At 70.8% G+C, this 16374-nt stretch carries 10 protein-coding genes; 8 read left to right on the forward strand and 2 right to left on the reverse strand.

Annotated features, from left to right (window positions below; translation table 11 throughout):
• Positions 1–32: 32 nt before the first annotated feature.
• The 6 genes from U9R90_RS26220 (at position 33) to U9R90_RS26245 (ending at position 6420) form a co-directional block, all read left to right on the forward strand.
• On the forward strand, positions 33–1982 hold the full coding sequence (locus U9R90_RS26220) for a hypothetical protein (protein WP_411059138.1): 1950 nt from the start codon (positions 33–35) through the stop codon (positions 1980–1982).
• Positions 1983–2072: 90 nt separating this feature from the next.
• Positions 2073–3014: a carbohydrate kinase family protein gene (locus U9R90_RS26225; protein WP_411059139.1), complete on the forward strand. Its 942-nt coding sequence runs from the start codon at positions 2073–2075 to the stop codon at positions 3012–3014.
• Positions 3015–3083: 69 nt separating this feature from the next.
• Entirely contained in the window at positions 3084–3998 is a 915-nt protein-coding gene (locus U9R90_RS26230) for a metal-dependent hydrolase (protein ID WP_411059140.1), read from the forward strand.
• A 1-nt stretch (position 3999) separates the two neighbouring features.
• Entirely contained in the window at positions 4000–5070 is a 1071-nt protein-coding gene (locus tag U9R90_RS26235; RefSeq protein WP_411059141.1) for a PDR/VanB family oxidoreductase, read from the forward strand.
• 36 nt (positions 5071–5106) lie between these two features.
• The gene (locus U9R90_RS26240) at positions 5107–5814 is read left to right on the forward strand and encodes a TetR/AcrR family transcriptional regulator (RefSeq protein ID WP_411059142.1); all 708 of its coding nucleotides are present in this window, start codon (positions 5107–5109) and stop codon (positions 5812–5814) included.
• A gap of 18 nt (positions 5815–5832) precedes the next feature.
• Positions 5833–6420 carry a GNAT family N-acetyltransferase gene (locus U9R90_RS26245; RefSeq protein ID WP_411059143.1) on the forward strand — a complete coding sequence of 196 codons (588 nt, stop codon included), beginning with the start codon at positions 5833–5835 and terminating at the stop codon, positions 6418–6420.
• Here the strand turns inward: U9R90_RS26245 and pulA are convergent.
• Positions 6417–11831 carry a pullulanase-type alpha-1,6-glucosidase gene (gene pulA / locus U9R90_RS26250; RefSeq protein WP_411059144.1) on the reverse strand — a complete coding sequence of 1805 codons (5415 nt, stop codon included), beginning with the start codon at positions 11829–11831 and terminating at the stop codon, positions 6417–6419. The genes U9R90_RS26245 and pulA overlap by 4 nt on opposite strands.
• 43 nt (positions 11832–11874) lie before the next feature.
• Positions 11875–13590, reverse strand: coding sequence for a carbohydrate-binding module family 20 domain-containing protein (locus tag U9R90_RS26255; protein ID WP_411059145.1), 1716 nt, complete (start codon positions 13588–13590; stop codon positions 11875–11877).
• A gap of 432 nt (positions 13591–14022) precedes the next feature.
• Here U9R90_RS26255 and U9R90_RS26260 point away from each other — a divergent pair, with 432 nt between their 5' ends.
• A complete protein-coding gene (locus U9R90_RS26260) occupies positions 14023–14799 on the forward strand; it encodes a 3-hydroxybutyrate dehydrogenase (protein ID WP_411059146.1) in 777 nt (258 codons plus the stop codon).
• Between the two features lie 59 nt (positions 14800–14858).
• Positions 14859–16256, forward strand: a complete 1398-nt coding sequence (locus U9R90_RS26265) for an MFS transporter (RefSeq protein ID WP_411059147.1) — start codon at positions 14859–14861, stop codon at positions 16254–16256.
• Positions 16257–16374 lie beyond the last annotated feature (118 nt).

Consider the following 16374-nt stretch of genomic DNA (forward strand, 5'->3'; position numbering starts at 1 on the left):
GACCATCTCATGATTCGCTCGTTTTGCTGAACGTGAGTTCTCCGGATGTCGCCACGCGCCCCTCCCCCGAATCAGACCCGTCCGACCCGTCCGACCCCACGGTCGATGTGGAGCAGGCCGAGGCCGCACTCGTCGAGCACTACCCGCGCCTGGTGCGCCTGGGTTATCTGGTCCTGCCGCCGTCGCTCGGCCGCAACCGCCGCGTGCTGACCGCGCACTCGCTCACCCAGCGCGCGCTGCCCAGGGGCCGCGTCACGGGCGAGGGCGTGACCGTCCCCGGGCAGGGCGGCGGCCCGCAGGGGCCCGGTGGCGACCCCGGGTACGCGTATGTGCGGCTGCGGGTGCTGCGCGGCGCGCTGCGGGCGGGGCTGCCGCCGCGGCGGATCGCCTGGCCCCGGCGGGCGCAGCTGCCGCCGCTGCTGCCGCAGGTGTGGGGCCTCAGCCTCTTCCCACGCTCGGGCGGCGCCGACGAACTCGCCCTGGACCAACAGCTGTCCACACTGAGCGGCCCCGCGCGCGCCGCGTTCGTGCTGCGCGGTCTGGAGCGGCTGCCGGACACGGAGGTACACAGGCTGCTGGACGCGGCCGGGGTCGTCGACCCGCATGCCGCGCTCGACGAGGCGGACGACATCGAGGCGCCGTACGCGCTGCTCAGGTCCCCGGAGTTCGACCCGTGCTCGCTCCAGGCCAGGCCCACCGACCTGATGCGCCGCCGCCAGCACACCAAGGCCGCGCTCGCCGCGACGGCCGCGGTGCTGGTCTGCGGGGCGCTGCTCGGGCTGCCCGGTGACGGCTGGGGCCCGGACGGGGCCGCGGCACCTCCGTACGCGAAGAACCCGGCGGCCGAAGCGGCCCTCGACCCGGCCAAGTTGACGACCGCGCCGAACGCCGCCTGGCAGGACTCGTCCCGTACCGACTTCTCCGTGTGGCCCGCGCGCGGCTCCCTCACCGACGACAAGGAGCTGCTGCGCCGGGCGCTGGCGGTCTGGGCGCGGCCCGGCGAGTCGGTCCAGGTCTCGGCGACCCCCGGCACTCCGTCCGGGGCGCCCCCGGGCCCCGCGCAGCTGCTGTACGCGGGCGAGGTCGACCAGGCGCGGGTGGTGCTGCTGTACGACGGGCTGCGCATCGTCCGGTACGCCGAGCCGCGCGGCGGGAAGGGCGGGGTCGCGCTGGACTTCGCGCGGGTGGACGGCGCCGACAAGGCGGGCTCCGGTGCCGTGGTGGCGGGCCGCCAGAACGGCAACGTCCGCTATCTGACGGCCCCCTGGGTGCGCGGCACGGCCGTACGCGACCTCCTCACGCCGGACGCGGGACCGAAGACGCTGAAGCGCGCGGCCGACGGTGTCACCGATCCACTCGCCAGCCCCGTACGGGAAGGCGAGTGCCGTACGGTCAACACCCTGGAGCTGCGCGACGCGACCGCGACCCGACTCCTGGCCGACCTCGGCGAGCTCACCCCCGCCCAGCTCACCTGGGGCCGCCCCGAGTCCCCCCGCGACGTGTCCACCGCCAAGGCCCGCGCCAGCTGGTCCGGCACCGCCTGCCTGCTGCCCGCCGTGGGCTCGGGCGGCGTGCGTACGGTGAACTCCTGGCCGTACTCCTACCAGCGGCTGCCCGAGGCGAACGGCACCGCCACCTGGAAGTGCACCAGGGCGGAGACCTGGCGCGGCACCGGCAGCAGGACGCTCGCGCAGTTCCACCCGCCGGGCAGCGAGTCGGGCGCGATCGCTGCGAAGGCCGAGAACTCACCGGCCTGCGGCGCGCGCTCCGCGCGGGTGCTCGCCGGGGTGCTGTGGAAGTCCACGGGCGGCTCCTGGTACGTACTGGCGGCGGGCAGCAAGGACGTCACCTCGGTGACGGCGACGGGCGGCGCCAAGGGCTCGGCCCGGGGCAACGTGCTCGCGGTGCCCGCCGAGGAAGGTGCCCGGGCGGAGCTGACCGGCCGCCTCGCGGACGGGACCGAGGTGAAGGGTCTGCGCTAGAGCCTGATCCGACGGGCAGGCCCTGCTCCCTCCCCACAACTACCTCCCGCTGCATAGTCTTTCTGCAACTTTCACGGGAGGAGTGCGGAGATGCACCCCACGGATCACGCGGACCAGGTGGATCACTACGACGTGCTGGTCGTCGGCGGCACCGGAGTCGACACGGTCGTCCGGGTCGACGCCCTGGAGGTGCCACCGGGCGACTCGGTGTTCGTGCCCCCGGTCCGCGACTACGTCGGCCACACCGGCAACGGCGTGGCGCTCGGCTGGCAGGCGCTGGGGCTCGCCACCAAGTTCATCGACTTCCTCGGCGACGACATCCAGGGCCGGACGATCCTGGAGGCGTACGCCGCGCACGGCCTCGACTTCAGCCATGTCGTCTCGCCGCACGGCACACCGCGCGGCATCAACCTGGTCGACCGCGAGGGCCGCCGCTTCTCCTTCTACGACGGCCGCCACCCGTCCGACCTCCGCCTGCCACGGGACTTCTGGCTGCCATTCCTGGAGCGCACCCGGCACGTCCATCTGTCGATCGTCGGCCACAACCGGGACCTGTACGAGGACATCCACCGCCTGGGCGTGACCAGTTCGACCGACCTGCACGACTGGGACGGCGAGAACCCGCACCACCGTACGTACGCGCTGCACTCCGACTACGTCTTCCTCAGCGCGGCCGCGATCCACGACCGGCTCGACGACGTACTGCGCTCGATCTTGGACGAGGGCCGGGCCCGGCTGGTGGTCGCCACCGACGGCGGCGACGGCTGCCACCTCCTGGAGCGCGGCGAGGCGAAGGTCCGGCACTTCCCCGCGGTACGGCCCGAGCGGCCGGTCGTCGACACCAACGGCGCCGGGGACGCGTTCGTGACCGCCTTCCTGCGGGCGCACTTCGCCGGGGAGCCGGTGGAGCGGTGCGTGCTCGCCGGGTCGGTGTCCGGGGCGTTCGCCTGCGGCAGCGCGGGCACCCACACCGAGTTCATCGACGCGGCGGGGCTGCGCGCCGGATGCGTACGGGCGGCCGTGGACTGGTGAGAGCCCCCGCGTGAGAAACCCGGCGCACAAGGGTGTTGCCACCGCCGTACCCGTCAGTACATTGACGCCATGTCTAACAAGCAGGCCCGGCTTCCCCAGCCCGTCGTGTCTGAGCACGTACCGCTCAAGGCGCGCAAGGTCTCCTTCGCGTGGGAGGAGACGCCACTCCACTGGATTCCCGGCGACCCCTTCACCACGCACACCATCAACGTGCTGCACCTGCTGCTGCCCGCGGGTGAGCGCTGGTTCGTGCACGTCTACAAGCAGGTGCTGCCGTACATCAAGGACGAGCGGCTGCGCGCGGACGTCATCGGGTTCATCGGCCAGGAGGCGATGCACTCGCAGGCCCACGACGAGGTGCTGCCGCACCTCAGGGAGCAGGGCCTGGACCCCACGCCGTACACCGCGCAGGTCGACTGGCTCTTCGAAAAGCTGCTCGGGGACCGTACGCTGCCGCCGGGCAGGGCCCGCGAGTGGTGGCTGATGGAGCGGGTTGCGATGATCGCGGCGATCGAGCACTACACGGCCTTCCTGGGCGACTGGGTGCTGAACGCCGACGCGTTGGACCGGCGCGGCGCCGATCCGACGATGCTCGACCTGCTGCGCTGGCACGGCGCCGAGGAGGTCGAGCACCGCTCGGTCGCCTTCGACCTGTTCATGCACGTGGACGGCGGCTACCGGCGCCGGGCCAGGACCTGGGCGACGGCCTTCAGCGCGCTGGTCTTCCTGTGGCAGCGCGGGGCCCGGTACTTCATGGCCAACGACCCGACGCTGCCCGACGGCAAGGCGTCCCTCCAGGAGTTCTTCGCGAAGGGCAGGCAGGGCGTGCTGCCGACGGCGGGGGCGATGGTCCGGTCCATCCCCCGCTATCTGGGCCGCGCCTACCACCCGTCGCAGGAGGGCTCGACCAGGCAGGCCGTCGCCTATCTCGCGTCGTCGCCCGCCGCACGCGCCGCCGAGGCCCGCGAGAAGGGTGCCGCCTGAGATGCCGCGCACCCGCACGGTCGTCACCCTCGCCGGTGTCGGTGCCGCGCTGCTCGTCAGGCGGGCGATGCGGCGGCGTATCGCCCGCTCGCCGCTGTGGCCGCTGCCCGCCCTTGAGCAGCCGGTCTCCGGCCGTCCACGGGGCCGGACGCTCCGGATGACGGTCACCGGCCGGGACACCGTCGCCGACGGGGTGGTCCAACTACGCCTGGAAGGACGGGACCTGCCCGCCTGGTCGCCCGGAGCGCATCTGGATCTGGTGCTGCCGTCCGGCGCGGTCCGCCAGTACTCGCTGTGCGGCGACCCGGACGACACGTCCTCGTACACCGTGGCGACCCGGCTGATCCCCGCAGCGGAGGGCGGCCGGGGCGGCTCCCGCGAGGTCCACGAGCAGTTGCACGCGGGCACCGAGGTCGAGGTACGCGGCCCCCGCAACCGCTTCCCGCTGGTCTCGTCGCACGCGTACGTCTTCGTCGCGGGCGGCATCGGGATCACCCCGATCCTGCCGATGCTGCGCGCCGCCGAGGCGTCGGGGGCTCAGTGGCGGCTGTTGTACGGGGGCCGGACCCGGGCCTCGATGCCGTTCCTGGAGGAGATCGAGAAGCTGGGCGGTCCGGAGAAGGTGACCGTGGTCCCGCAGGACGAGGCGGGCCTGCCCGACCTGGGCGCGCTGTTCGACGGCGTACCGCAGGCCGCCGCGGTGTACTGCTGTGGGCCCCAGGGCCTGATGGACGCGGTGTCCGCCGCGCTGCCGCCCGGCTGCACCCTGCACCTGGAGCGCTTCACGGCCGCCGGGCCGGTGGCGGACGACGGGCCCTTCGACGTCGAACTCCGGCGCAGCGGCCGGACGATCACCGTCGCACCCGACGAGTCCGTCCTGTCCGCCGTGCGCCGGGAGCTGCCGGACACCCCGTACTCCTGCGAGCAGGGCTTCTGCGGGACCTGCCAACAGCGCGTCCTGGCGGGCGAGATCGACCACCGGGACGAGCTGCTGACCGACGCCGAGCGCGCCGACTCGGTGCTCATCTGCGTGTCACGCGCGAGTGGTGAGGGAATGGTGCTCGACCTGTGAGGTCTGGATCGCACCCCGGACCGTTAAAGTGTTCGTATGACGACCGGGGTGCGCCGCAGGATGGGTGTCGAGGAACGGCGGCAGCAGCTGATCGCCGTGGCGCTCGAGCTGTTCAGCCACCGCTCCCCCGACGACGTCTCCATCGACGAGATAGCCGCGGCGGCCGGTATTTCCCGCCCCCTCGTCTACCACTACTTCCCCGGCAAGATGAGCCTGTACGAGGCCGCGCTGCGGCGGGCCGCCGAGGATCTCGCGGAGCGGTTCGTGGAGCCGCACGAAGGCCCGCTGGGCGCGCGCCTGCTGCGTGTGATGGGCCGCTTCCTCGACTTCGTCGACGAGCACGGCCCCGGGTTCTCGGCCCTGATGCGGGGCGGCCCCGCGGTGGGCTCCTCGGCGACCAACGCCCTGATCGACTCCGTACGCCAGGCCGCGTACGAGCAGATCCTGTCCCACCTCGGCATCACCCGCCCTCCGGCCCGCCTGGAGCTGGTCGTACGCTCCTGGGTCTCGCTGGCCGAGTCCACGGCCCTGATCTGGCTGGACGGCCGCCGCATCCCGCGCCGCGAGCTGGAGTTGCAGCTCGTGCACGACTTCGCGGCACTGGTCGCGGTGAGCGCGGCGTACGACGAGGAGATGGCCGCGATCCTGCGCGAGGTCCTGGCGGCGGAACCGGCGGACGGCCCGTTCGGCGAACTGGTCGCCCGCCTGATCTCACTGGCCCCGCAGCCGGACCGGGTTGCCTGATCGTCGACCATGGTCGGCATGAACGTTTCCTTCCGTCCTGCGATGGACTGCGCAGCCGATCTCGCCCTGCTCGTCGGGCTCTACGACGACGCCGCACGCTGGATGATCGGCCACGGCATCGACCAGTGGAAGCCCGGCGAGAAGGACACGGACCACTTCCGGCGCTGGATACGGCAGGGCGAGGTGTGGCTCGCCGAGGCTGTGGAAGAGGCCGCGGAAGAGGCCGTGGGCGGCTGGGAGTTGTGGTGGGAGGACGTTCCGGCATGGGGCGAGCAACCGCCCGTGGCGGGCTACGTACACCGGCTGATGACCAGCAGCTCGGCCCCGGCCGGGACCGGGCGGGTGCTGCTCGACGCCGCCGAGCGCCGGATCGCGGCGGCGGGACGGCCGTTGGCCCGCCTGGACTGTCTGGCGACGAACCCGCGGCTGCGGGCGTACTACGAAGAAGCCGGGTACGCCGTGGTCGGTGAGCAGACCGCCAAGGAGGGTGCCGGGGGTGACACCTACGGCGTGATCCTGCTGGAGAAACGTCTGGCCGACACGACCGTGCCCCGCGCCCGGAGCAAGTCCGGGGCGGGGCACGGTCGTTCTCGTAGCGGCGGCTAGCGGGTGAACACCGCCACCGTGCGGGCCGGGACCGTGAAGGTGCCCGATGTCGCCTCGTACGAGGCCGACTTCACCGTGGAGTCGGAGCCGTCGGCCTGTACCGGGTGAAGGCTGTAGCCCGTTCCGGCCAGATCCGCGACCTTCTGCGTCTGCTTCTCGGGGGTCGCGTTGAAGACCACGACCAGGTCACCGACCTGCTGGGTGATGACGCCGGGCGTCTCGTCCTTCCCCGACAGCGGGAAGGACAGGGCGCCTTGGACCTGGTCCGCCGTCCGCAGCGAGAAGGACTTCTCGGTGGTGCGGATGCGCAGCAGGTCCTGGTACGCGGCCGACGCGCCCTCGATCTGCGGGCAGCCCGCCGCGGGGACCTTGGTCAGCAGCGGCTTCGCGTAGGACCACTTGTCCTTGTTGTCGGCGGCCGGAGGCAACCCGCGCCCGAAGCCGTTGCCGTCCCGGCAGTCCCAGTGGATGGCGTTGAACCAGTCGCCGCTGTCGTAGGAGTTGCGGTCCAGGGACTTGGAGCGCAGCAGGTCCGTACCGGCCTGGGAGAGCGCGGGCCCCTGCGAGAACGCGGCCGTGCCCATGGCGAGTACCTGCATCCGCGCACGGTCGTCCGCGGACGTGCCCTGCGGCAGCTTGAAGGCGAGTGCGTCGTACAGAGTCTCGTTGTCGTGCGCGTCCGCGTAGGACAGGGCCTCGCCCGGCGCGTCCGCGTATCCGGCCGGGGCGCCGTTGTAGTCGACCTCGTAGCCCTTGACCGTACGACCGCGCGTGTCGGTGAAGGAGTACGAGCGGAGGTTGCCGCTCAGGCCGACCTTGATGAGGTCCTGGTAGTGCAGGAGGCGGGCCTTCTGCTCGGCCGGAGTGCCGTTCTCCTTGGAGGAGTTGGGCTCCGTGTAGAGGCCGGAGGCGAAGCCCTGTACGCCCGGGTCCTCGTCGAACGGGCCGCCGCCGCGGATCGCGTCACGCGACCGGTCGTTGAAGGTGGCGATGCCCGTACCGGCCATGTTCAGCTGCGTGGCCTGGACGAAGCGCGCGTCGTCCGCGACCTCGCCGAAGTTCCAGCCCTCCCCGTACAGCACGATCTTCTTGCCGTCGACGCCGTCCTTGGCGAGGGTCAGCGCGTCCAGCGCCTTGCGCACCGCCAGGATGTTGTCCTTCGGGTGGTGTCCCATCAGGTCGAAGCGGAAGCCGTCGACCTTGTACTCCTTCGCCCAGGTGACGATCGAGTCGACGACCAGCTTGCCCATCATCTCGTTCTCGGGCGCGGTGTTGGCGCAGCAGGTGGAGGTGGCGACCGAGCCGTCCGCAAGCAGCCGGTGGTAGTAGCCGGGCACGATCTTGTCGAGTACGGAGGTGTCGTCCTGCCCGGACGCGGTGGTGTGGTTGTAGACCACGTCCATCACCACCCGCAGCCCGTCCTCGTTCAGCGACTTGACCATCTCGCGGAACTCGACCGTGCGCCGGGTGCCGTCCGGGTCGCTGGCGTACGAGCCCTCGGGAACCGTGTAGTGGTAGGGGTCGTAGCCCCAGTTGTAGGCGTCCTTGCCCGCGACCTTGGCGACGCACTCCTGCTGCTTGGGTGAGTCCGCCGGGTAGGAGGCGAGGTCGCAGTCGACGGTGGCCTGCTTCTTCTCCGGGATGGTGGCGATGTCGAAGGCCGGGAGGAGATGGACGTAGGAGGTGCCGGACTCGGCGAGTTCGCGCAGGTGCTTTGCGCCCTTGGTGTTCTTCTCGGTGAAGGCCAGGTACTTGCCGCGGTTCTTGGCCGTGGCGTCCTCGACCGAGAAGTCGCGGATGTGCAGCTCCTGGATCTGGGCGCCTGTGAGCGGCACGGCGGCGGGCTTCTTCAGCGACGTCCAGCCCTTGGGGGCCAAGCGCTTGTCGGCGAGGTCGGTGATGACGCTCCGCTTGGAGTCGGTGGTCAGGGCGACCGAGTACGGGTCGGTGACCTGGTTGGTGACGAGCTTCTGGACGCTGGGCGCCCACACCTTGACGGCGTACCGGTACGCCTTCCCCTTCCAGGACTTCTTGCCCCTGACGGACCAGACTCCGCTGCCGCTGTCGCGCTTCATGGCGACGGGCTTGCGGCGGCCGTCCAGCTGGAGTGTGACCTGCTGTGCCGTAGGGGCCCACACGCGCAGCGTGGGGCGGCCCTTGCGGTCGAAGGTCGCGCCGAGGTCGGCCTTGGCGGCCTTGCCCGCGTACAGGTCGTCCAGTACGCCCGCGAGCTGCACCCCGGTGGCGGTCAGCACAGCGCCGTTCGCGGCCCGCTGCGTGGCGACGATCTGACCCTTGAGCGCCGTACGGACGCGGTCCCGGTCGCGCGGGTCCACGGAGTAGGCGCGGACGTCGGCCAGGTGCGGGAACTTCTTCTTCTGCGCGTCGGTGAGCGACGTCTCGTTCAGCCGGAGCCACCGCGCGTCGCCTTCGCCGGTGAGCCTGCCGTCCTTGGCAGCGATACCACCGCTGCGCGAGTACAGCAGCTGGGCGGACGCGGCGCTGGAACTGCCGTTCCAGGCAAGGGTGTTCCGGTCGATCCAGACCGCCTCGGCCTTGGTCAGGTCGAGGTCCGCGCCGCCGCCCTTGGGCTGCGGCAGCAGGTACTTCTCCTGACCGCTCAGCATCCACACCTCGTGCCCGTTGGCCTTGAGGTCGAGCGACTGGTCGGACGGGAGGTCCTTCTCGTCGCCCTTGTGCAGGATGTAGCTGAGGGACGTGGCGCCGTCTTCGAGCTCCACCTCATAGACCGCACCATAGGCGTCGGTACGGACCGGCTCCAGGGGCTTGGACCAGTCGGTCGGGTTCGCCGCGCCGGTCCACACGTGCAGACCCCAGCCGTCGTAGTCGCCGTCGGCGCGCTGGTAGTGCAGGACCGCCTTGCTCTCGTCCTGCGGCGGGTAGGCACCGTCGGGCGCCTGGTCCGCCTGCCCGTCCTTGCCCTGCTCGATCCACACCTCGCCGGTCTTGACGAGGTCGACGGTGCGCTCGGGCCCGTCGGCGGTGCCGTCCTTCTCGACGGTGTACGAGACCTCACTGGCCCCCTTGTCCAGCTTGACCCAGGCGAAGGCGCCGTACGCGTCACGGCCGGTGAAGGGGGCGCTGGTGTCGCCGGACTTCAGCTGCCAGCCGTCGTAGTCGCCGTCGGCGCGCAGGTAGTGCACGACCGCGTAGTCGCGCTCGACCGCACCGCCGGGAGCCTCGTCGGCCGGGGGTGCGCCCGCGGTGCTGGTGGCCAGGTCGCTCGCGGTGCGGCCCGCCGAGTCGACGACAACGGCCTTGTAGCGCAGGGCCGTTCCCTCGGCGGCGGTTACCTTGTGGGTGACCTGGTACGGGGCGTGGTCGGCGGAGCCGAGTACCCGCCACTTGCCGTTGCCCTGCTGGGCGGCGAAGACCACGCGGTTGAGGCCGCCGCCCGAGACGTCGGCGGAGACCTCGACGGTGCCGGTGGCGCCCGCCTTGGGAGCCTTCAGGGTGAGCGACGGCTTTGCGGCGGGGGTGCCGACCGGGTCGGCGGCCTGGAGGACGAGCGAGGACAGCGCCGGGACGGTGACCTTGATCTTCTTGTCGGCGCCACTGGTGACGGTGGCCGCAGTGGCCGCGTCGCCCGAACCGCCGTACAGCGTACGGAAGTCCATGCCCGCGGACTCGGTCGTGAGCTCCACGGTCTTGGCGCTGTCGGCGTTGTTGGTGGCCACCACGTACTCGACAAGGCCGCGCTTGGGGGCTTCGGCGTCGATCCGGCTGAAGGCGTACACGCCCTGGCCGTCGGCGGCGTAGCGCTCGGCCTGGATGCCGTCGCGCAGCGCCGGGTGCTCGGCGGTGAGCTTCGACAGTTCGGCGATCTGCCGGTACAGCGGGTGCTTGGCGTCGTACGCGTCCTTGGCGTGGGTGCGGTCCGTGCCGAGCTGGTCGTCGTCCAGGTAGTCCGCGGTCTTCGAGGCGAACAGGGTCTGGCGGGCGTCCTTGTCGCCGCCCGCGCCGGTGAAGCCCTGCTCGTCGCCGTAGTAGACGACCGGGTTGCCGCGGGACAGGAACATCAGCTCGTTGGCGAGCCCGTACCGCTTGACCAGTTCGGCGTCGTCGGCCCCCGCATTGTCCTGCTTCAGGAAGGTGCCGAAGCGGCCCATGTCGTGGTTGCCGAGGAACGACACCTGTTCGTACGCGTTGGCCTTGTCGGTGGTGTACCGGAAGTCCTGCGCGAAGACGTTCGCCAGTCCGGCCGCGGAGCCGCCCTGCGAGGCGTACTGGCGGGCGGCCTCCTGGAAGGGGAAGTCGAGGGTCGCGTCCAGGCGGCCCTCGGTGACGTACTCCGCGTTGATCGCCGGGTCGGCGGAGTACACCTCACCGAACATGAAGAAGTCGTCGCGGCCCTGCTTGGCGGCGTACGCGTCCAGGGTGGTGGCCCACTGGGTCCAGAACTCGGTGTTGACGTGCTTCACGGTGTCGATCCGGAAGCCGTCGATGTCGAAGTCCTCGACCCACGTCTTGTAGATGTTCTCCATGCCCTCGACGACCTCGGGGCGCTCGGTCCACAGGTCGTCCAGGCCGACGAAGTCGCCGTACTGGCTGGACTCGCCCGCGAAGGTGGAGTCGCCCCGGTTGTGGTACATCGTCGGGTCGTTGAGCCAGGACGGGACCTTGAGGTTCTTCTTGGCGTCCGGGACGACGGGGGTGTACGGGAAGGAGTCCGCGCCGACCTTCGGGAACTTCGTCCTGCCATCCGCATAGTCGGCGTCGTCGAACGGCACGCCGTCCTTCGTCAAATAGGGGAAGGCGCCCTTGGAGAGGTAGTCGTAGGACTTCTCCTGGTAGTCGACGACATCGGCGGTGTGGTTGGTGATGACGTCGAAGAAGACCTTCATGCCCTTGGCGTGGGCCTTGTCGATCAGCTTCTCGAGGTCGGCGTTGGTGCCGAAGTGCGGGTCGACCTGGGTGAAGTCGGTGATCCAGTAGCCGTGGTAGCCGGCCGATGCGTCCTTGCCCGCGCCCTGCACCGGCTGGTTCTTGAAGATCGGCGCCATCCAGATGGAGGTGGTGCCGAGGCCCTTGATGTAGTCGAGCCGTTCGGTGATGCCCTTGAGGTCGCCGCCCTGGTAGAAGCCCTTGTCGGCGGGGTCGTAGCCGGTCTTCAGGCGGGAGCCGGTCAGGCCGCCCCGGTCGTTCTTCGGGTCGCCGTTGGCGAAGCGGTCCGGGAGGACGAAGTAGAACTGCTCCCTGGTCAGGTCGTGCCGCGCGGGCTGGGCGGCGAGCTTGGCGTCGGACGGCGGCTTGGGCGGCTTCTTGGCCGCCGCGGGCACGGCCGAGACGAGCGACCCGCACAGGGCGAGCGCGATGACGGCGGTGGCCGCTCTTCGCAGGGTGGGCGGGGGTATCACGGGACGGGCTCTCCTTCGGAGGGTACGGAGCATCCGGCCGCCCCGCGGGGGAGCGCGGGGCGGCCGGAGAGGGGAATCAGCTGCGGAAGGTGTCGTTCAGCGTGACCGTGCCGTCGGACGGCACGGTGGCGGTGCGGTTGTCGCCGCTCTCCCAGGTGACGTTGCCGTTGCCGTCCTTGCGGACGTACTTGTACTGGAAGGACGTGCCCGCGGGCAGCGAGACGTCGAGCTTCCAGACGGGGTAGCTCGCCGGGTCCAGCTTGAGGGCGCCCGCAGGGTTCCAGTCGCCGAGCTCGGAGCGGTTGCCGGTGACGTAGATGTTTTCGCCCCAGGATGTGGTGGCGTTGACGTTGAAGGACGCGCCGGAGACGCCGGGGTCCGGGTCGCCGCCCGATCCCTCGCAGTTCCTGGCGTCCGCGTGCAGGGCGACGGCCGTGTTGGCGCCGAGGGTGGCCGTGAACTGGCCGGAGCCGTTGACCGTGACGCCCTTGCCGCTCTGCACGTCGCAGTAGTCGCCGGCGGGCAGCGAGGTCTGGAAGGTACGGGTCAGCGAGGATCCCTCGTGGTTGATGGCGACGTACGCCTTGTCACCGCGCCCGAAGCCGATCTGGTCGCCGCCGTTGTCCCACCAGTTCGTGACGCCCTGACCGCGCGCCGCGTTCCGGAAACCGACCATCGAGGAGATCTCGCGCCAGTCGTACTGGCACGTCCAGCCGTCCTGGTAGCAGGCGTTGACCGTGCCGCCGTTCGGCGCCCCGGCGTCGAAGTCGGTGAACTCGTAGCCCGAGTGCACGTCCGGGGAGCCGTACGGCCAGGCCAGCATGAAGACGTTGGCCAGGGTGTAGTTCGCCCCGTCCTTGTAGGTGAGGGTGTCCCCGTGGCGCTCGGTGTCGTGGTTGTCCACGAAGACCGCGGACTTGCCGGACTCCATGAAGCCCCAGCCCTCGCCGAAGTTGCTCAGGTCGGAGAGGTTCCCGCCGTTGAAGACCTGCTTGAGGCCACGGGCGTAGCGGAACTCCTGGACGTCGCCGTTGCCGAGGTACTCGCTCGGCGATACGGCCTCGCCCGCGCCGTGGATCGCCTCCTGCTTCCAGTACACGTTCGGGTCGCTCAGCCGGGACTTGATGTCGGCGAGGTCGCCTGCGGGCATGTGCTTGGCCGCGTCGACGCGGAAGCCGTCGACGCCGAGCGACAGCAGGTCGTTCAGGTATCCGGCGATGGTCTTGCGGACGTACTCCTCGCCGGTGTCCAGGTCGGCGAGTCCGACGAGCTCGCAGTTCTGGACGTTGCCACGGTCCTGGTAGTTGTCGCCGATCTCGGAGCGGCAGTCGTCCAGGTCGGCGCCCGAGTAGAGGCCCGGGTAGTCGTACTTGGTGTACGAGGAGCCGCCGGTCCCGGTGCCGGAACCAGACGTCATGTGGTTGATGACCGAGTCGGCGACCACCTTGACGCCCGCGTCGTGACAGGTGTCGACCATGCTCTTGAAGGCGGCGCGGTCACCGAGCGGACCGGCTATCCGGTAGCTGACCGGCTGGTACGCGGTCCACCACTGGGAGCCCTGTATACGTTCCTGGGGCGGCGAGACCTGGACGTAGCCGTAACCGGCCGGGCCGAGCTTCTCGGTGCACGCCGTGGCCACCGAGGAGAACTTCTGCTCGAAGAGGACGGCGGTGACGTCCTTCTCGCCGGGCGGGACGGCCTGCGCGGCACCTGCGGGTGCGACGACCGCGGCCGCGGCGCCCGCCGCGAGGGCGAGTGCGGCGGCGACAGGTCTACGGGATCTGCGGGCCATGTTTCCTCCAGTTGTGGGGGAAGTGCGGGGGATGGTGCAGCCTCGCCCGGCAACGCGCCATGCCCGTAAGGCCTCTGGAGATTTCTTGCTGCAAGTTCTCAGAAAGTTCTTGCGGACGAGACCGTACGATCCCGCCAGGTTCCGGTCAACCCTCTGGACACGCTCTCGTATCAACCCTGAAATCCCGCCCTCACCGGGCTCGCAAGGTCTTCCGCAAGACATTGCAGTGGTGTTACGTTCAACCACGTTCCAGGCCGACCGGTCGAGGGTCCCGGCCGCGCCGGGTCCTACGCGCCCGGCCGGTCGGCCCGGTCACACACGTGGAGTGCGGTCGGCCAGCCGGACACTGGTGGCACCCCACACAGCCGCCTCGCGCACTGTGGCGGTCACACACATCGGCACGTCAGCCAGGTGTCCCTAACGTTTCCGGCCATGACAAGCGCATTCACCCCTTCGCCCGCCCCGGCCGAACTCGCGGGCCGTACCGCCCTGGTGACCGGCGGCGGCAGCGGCATCGGCCGGGCCTGTGCGACCGCGCTGGCCGCCGCCGGAGCACTGGTGCACGTCGTGGACCTCGACGCCGACGCGGCCAAGACGGTGGCCGAAACCGTCGGCGGCGAGGCCCACGCGGTGGACCTGGCCGACCCCGACGCCCTGCGCCGGCTGCCGGCCCGCGCCGACATCCTGGTCAACAACGCCGGGTTGCAGCATGTGGCACCACTGCCGGACTTCCCGCTCGAACGGTTCGAGCTGATCCAGAAGGTCATGGTCACCGCCCCGTTCCTGCTGCTCCAGCGGACGCTGCCGCATATGTACGCGCACGGCTGGGGCCGGGTGGTGAACATCTCCAGCGTCCACGGGCTGCGGGCCAGCCCTTTCAAGTCCGCCTATGTCGCCGCGAAGCACGCCCTGGAGGGGCTGAGCAAGGTCGCCGCCCTGGAGGGCGCCCCGCACGGCGTCACGAGCAACTGCGTCAACCCCGGCTATGTGCGTACCGCCCTGGTCGAGGGACAGATCGCCGCCCAGGCCGACGCCCACGGCATCTCCGAGGAGCAGGTCGTCGGCGATGTGCTGCTCAGCCGCTCCGCGGTCAAGCGGCTCATCGAGCCGGCGGACGTGGCCGCCGCCGTGGTCTGGCTCTGCGGCCCGCACACCGGCCATCTCACCGGCGCCTCACTCCCCCTGGACGGCGGCTGGACCGCCGCCTGAGACGCGTCCCACCGCTCCGCTCCCCCGTCCCCTCCCCACGGAACAACGGTGACTCATCCATGAAGCCCCAGCCCGCCAAGGCCGGTATCGGCCGCGTCATCAGCGCCAGCCTGATCGGCACCACCATCGAGTGGTACGACTTCTTCCTCTACGGGTCGGCCGCCGCGCTCGTCTTCAACTCCCTCTTCTTCCCCGACAGCGACCCCCTGGTCGGCACCCTGCTCGCCTTCCTCACCTACGCGGTCGGGTTCGCCGCCCGCCCGATCGGCGGTCTCGTCTTCGGCCACTACGGCGACAAGATCGGCCGTAAGAAGCTCCTGGTGATCAGCCTGCTGATGATGGGCGGGGCCACCTTCGCCATGGGCCTGCTGCCCACCCACGCGACCATCGGCGTCGGCGCGCCGATCCTGCTCACCACGCTCCGGCTGATCCAGGGCTTCGCGCTCGGCGGCGAGTGGGGCGGTGCGGTGCTGCTGGTCTCGGAGCACGGGGACGACAAGCACCGCGGCTTCTGGGCCTCCTGGCCGCAGGCCGGGGCACCGGGCGGCAACCTGCTCGCCACCGGTGTGCTGGCGCTGCTCGCCACGGTCCAGTCCGACGCGGCGTTCCTGGCCTGGGGCTGGCGCGTCCCGTTCCTGCTCTCCGGCGTCCTGGTGGTGATCGGCCTGTGGATTCGCGTCTCGGTCTCCGAGTCCCCGGTCTTCCTTGAGGCCCAGGCGAAGGCCGCGGCAGAGGCCGCTTCCGACGCTCAGGAGAAGCCACCGGTGGTCGAGGTCTTCCGGACGAACTGGCGCGGGGTGCTGACCGCCATGGGCACCCGCTTCGGCGAGAACATCTCGTACTACGTCATCACCGCCTTCCTGCTGGTGTACGTCACCGTCCAGTTGGAGCTGCCCAAGAGCGACGCGCTGAACGCGGTGCTGATCGGGTCCGCGGTGCACTTCGTGACCATCCCGCTGTGGGGCGCGCTCTCGGACCGGATCGGCCGCCGGGCGGTGACCCTGATCGGGGCGGTCGGCATGGCGGGCTGGGCCTTCGCCTTCTTCACGCTGCTGGACTCCAGGTCCTTCCCGGTGATCGTCACTTCGGTGACCGTGGGGCTGCTGTTGCACGGGGCGATGTACGGGCCGCAGGCGGCCTTCATCTCCGAGATGTTCGACACCAAGGTCCGCTACTCGGGCGCGTCGATGGGCTCCCAGCTGGCCTCGATCATCGGGGGCGCGCTCGCGCCGATCATCGCGGTCGAGCTGTTCAGGGAGTACGACTCGTCGTTCCCGGTCTCGCTCTACCTCTCCGGGGCGGCGCTGGTCACCGTGGTGGCCACGCTGATCGCCCGGGAGACCCGTGGCCGCAGCCTGGCCTCCCCCGTGCGGGCCGCGCCCGACCCGGCGCCGACCGGGGCCGACCCGGCGCGGCCGGATGCGGCGAGGACCGGCTCCGCCGCCGTCGGCGGCTGATCCCACCGGAGACGACCGCCGTATGCTCACCCCCGTGACAGAGGCGGGCAGCGAGCGGCCACCGCACCCCCCGGTGCGGCGGCTGCTCGACCTGCTGGCCCAGGGCGCCCCGGCCGAG

Source organism: Streptomyces sp. E11-3 (genome assembly GCF_046540415.1).
In the GTDB taxonomy this organism is placed as follows: Bacteria; Actinomycetota; Actinomycetes; order Streptomycetales; family Streptomycetaceae; genus Streptomyces.

Bases quoted from the DNA above. Each gene is read 5' to 3' on its own strand.
- U9R90_RS26225 (WP_411059139.1), top strand. From the start codon at position 2,073: ATGCACCCCACGGATCACGCGGACCAGGTGGATCACTACGACGTGCTG.
- U9R90_RS26230 (WP_411059140.1), top strand. From the start codon at position 3,084: ATGTCTAACAAGCAGGCCCGGCTTCCCCAGCCCGTCGTGTCTGAGCAC.
- U9R90_RS26235 (WP_411059141.1), top strand. From the start codon at position 4,000: ATGCCGCGCACCCGCACGGTCGTCACCCTCGCCGGTGTCGGTGCCGCG.
- U9R90_RS26240 (WP_411059142.1), top strand. From the start codon at position 5,107: ATGACGACCGGGGTGCGCCGCAGGATGGGTGTCGAGGAACGGCGGCAG.
- U9R90_RS26245 (WP_411059143.1), top strand. From the start codon at position 5,833: ATGAACGTTTCCTTCCGTCCTGCGATGGACTGCGCAGCCGATCTCGCC.
- pulA (WP_411059144.1), bottom strand. From the start codon at position 11,831: ATGCTCCGTACCCTCCGAAGGAGAGCCCGTCCCGTGATACCCCCGCCC.
- U9R90_RS26255 (WP_411059145.1), bottom strand. From the start codon at position 13,590: ATGGCCCGCAGATCCCGTAGACCTGTCGCCGCCGCACTCGCCCTCGCG.
- U9R90_RS26260 (WP_411059146.1), top strand. From the start codon at position 14,023: ATGACAAGCGCATTCACCCCTTCGCCCGCCCCGGCCGAACTCGCGGGC.
- U9R90_RS26265 (WP_411059147.1), top strand. From the start codon at position 14,859: ATGAAGCCCCAGCCCGCCAAGGCCGGTATCGGCCGCGTCATCAGCGCC.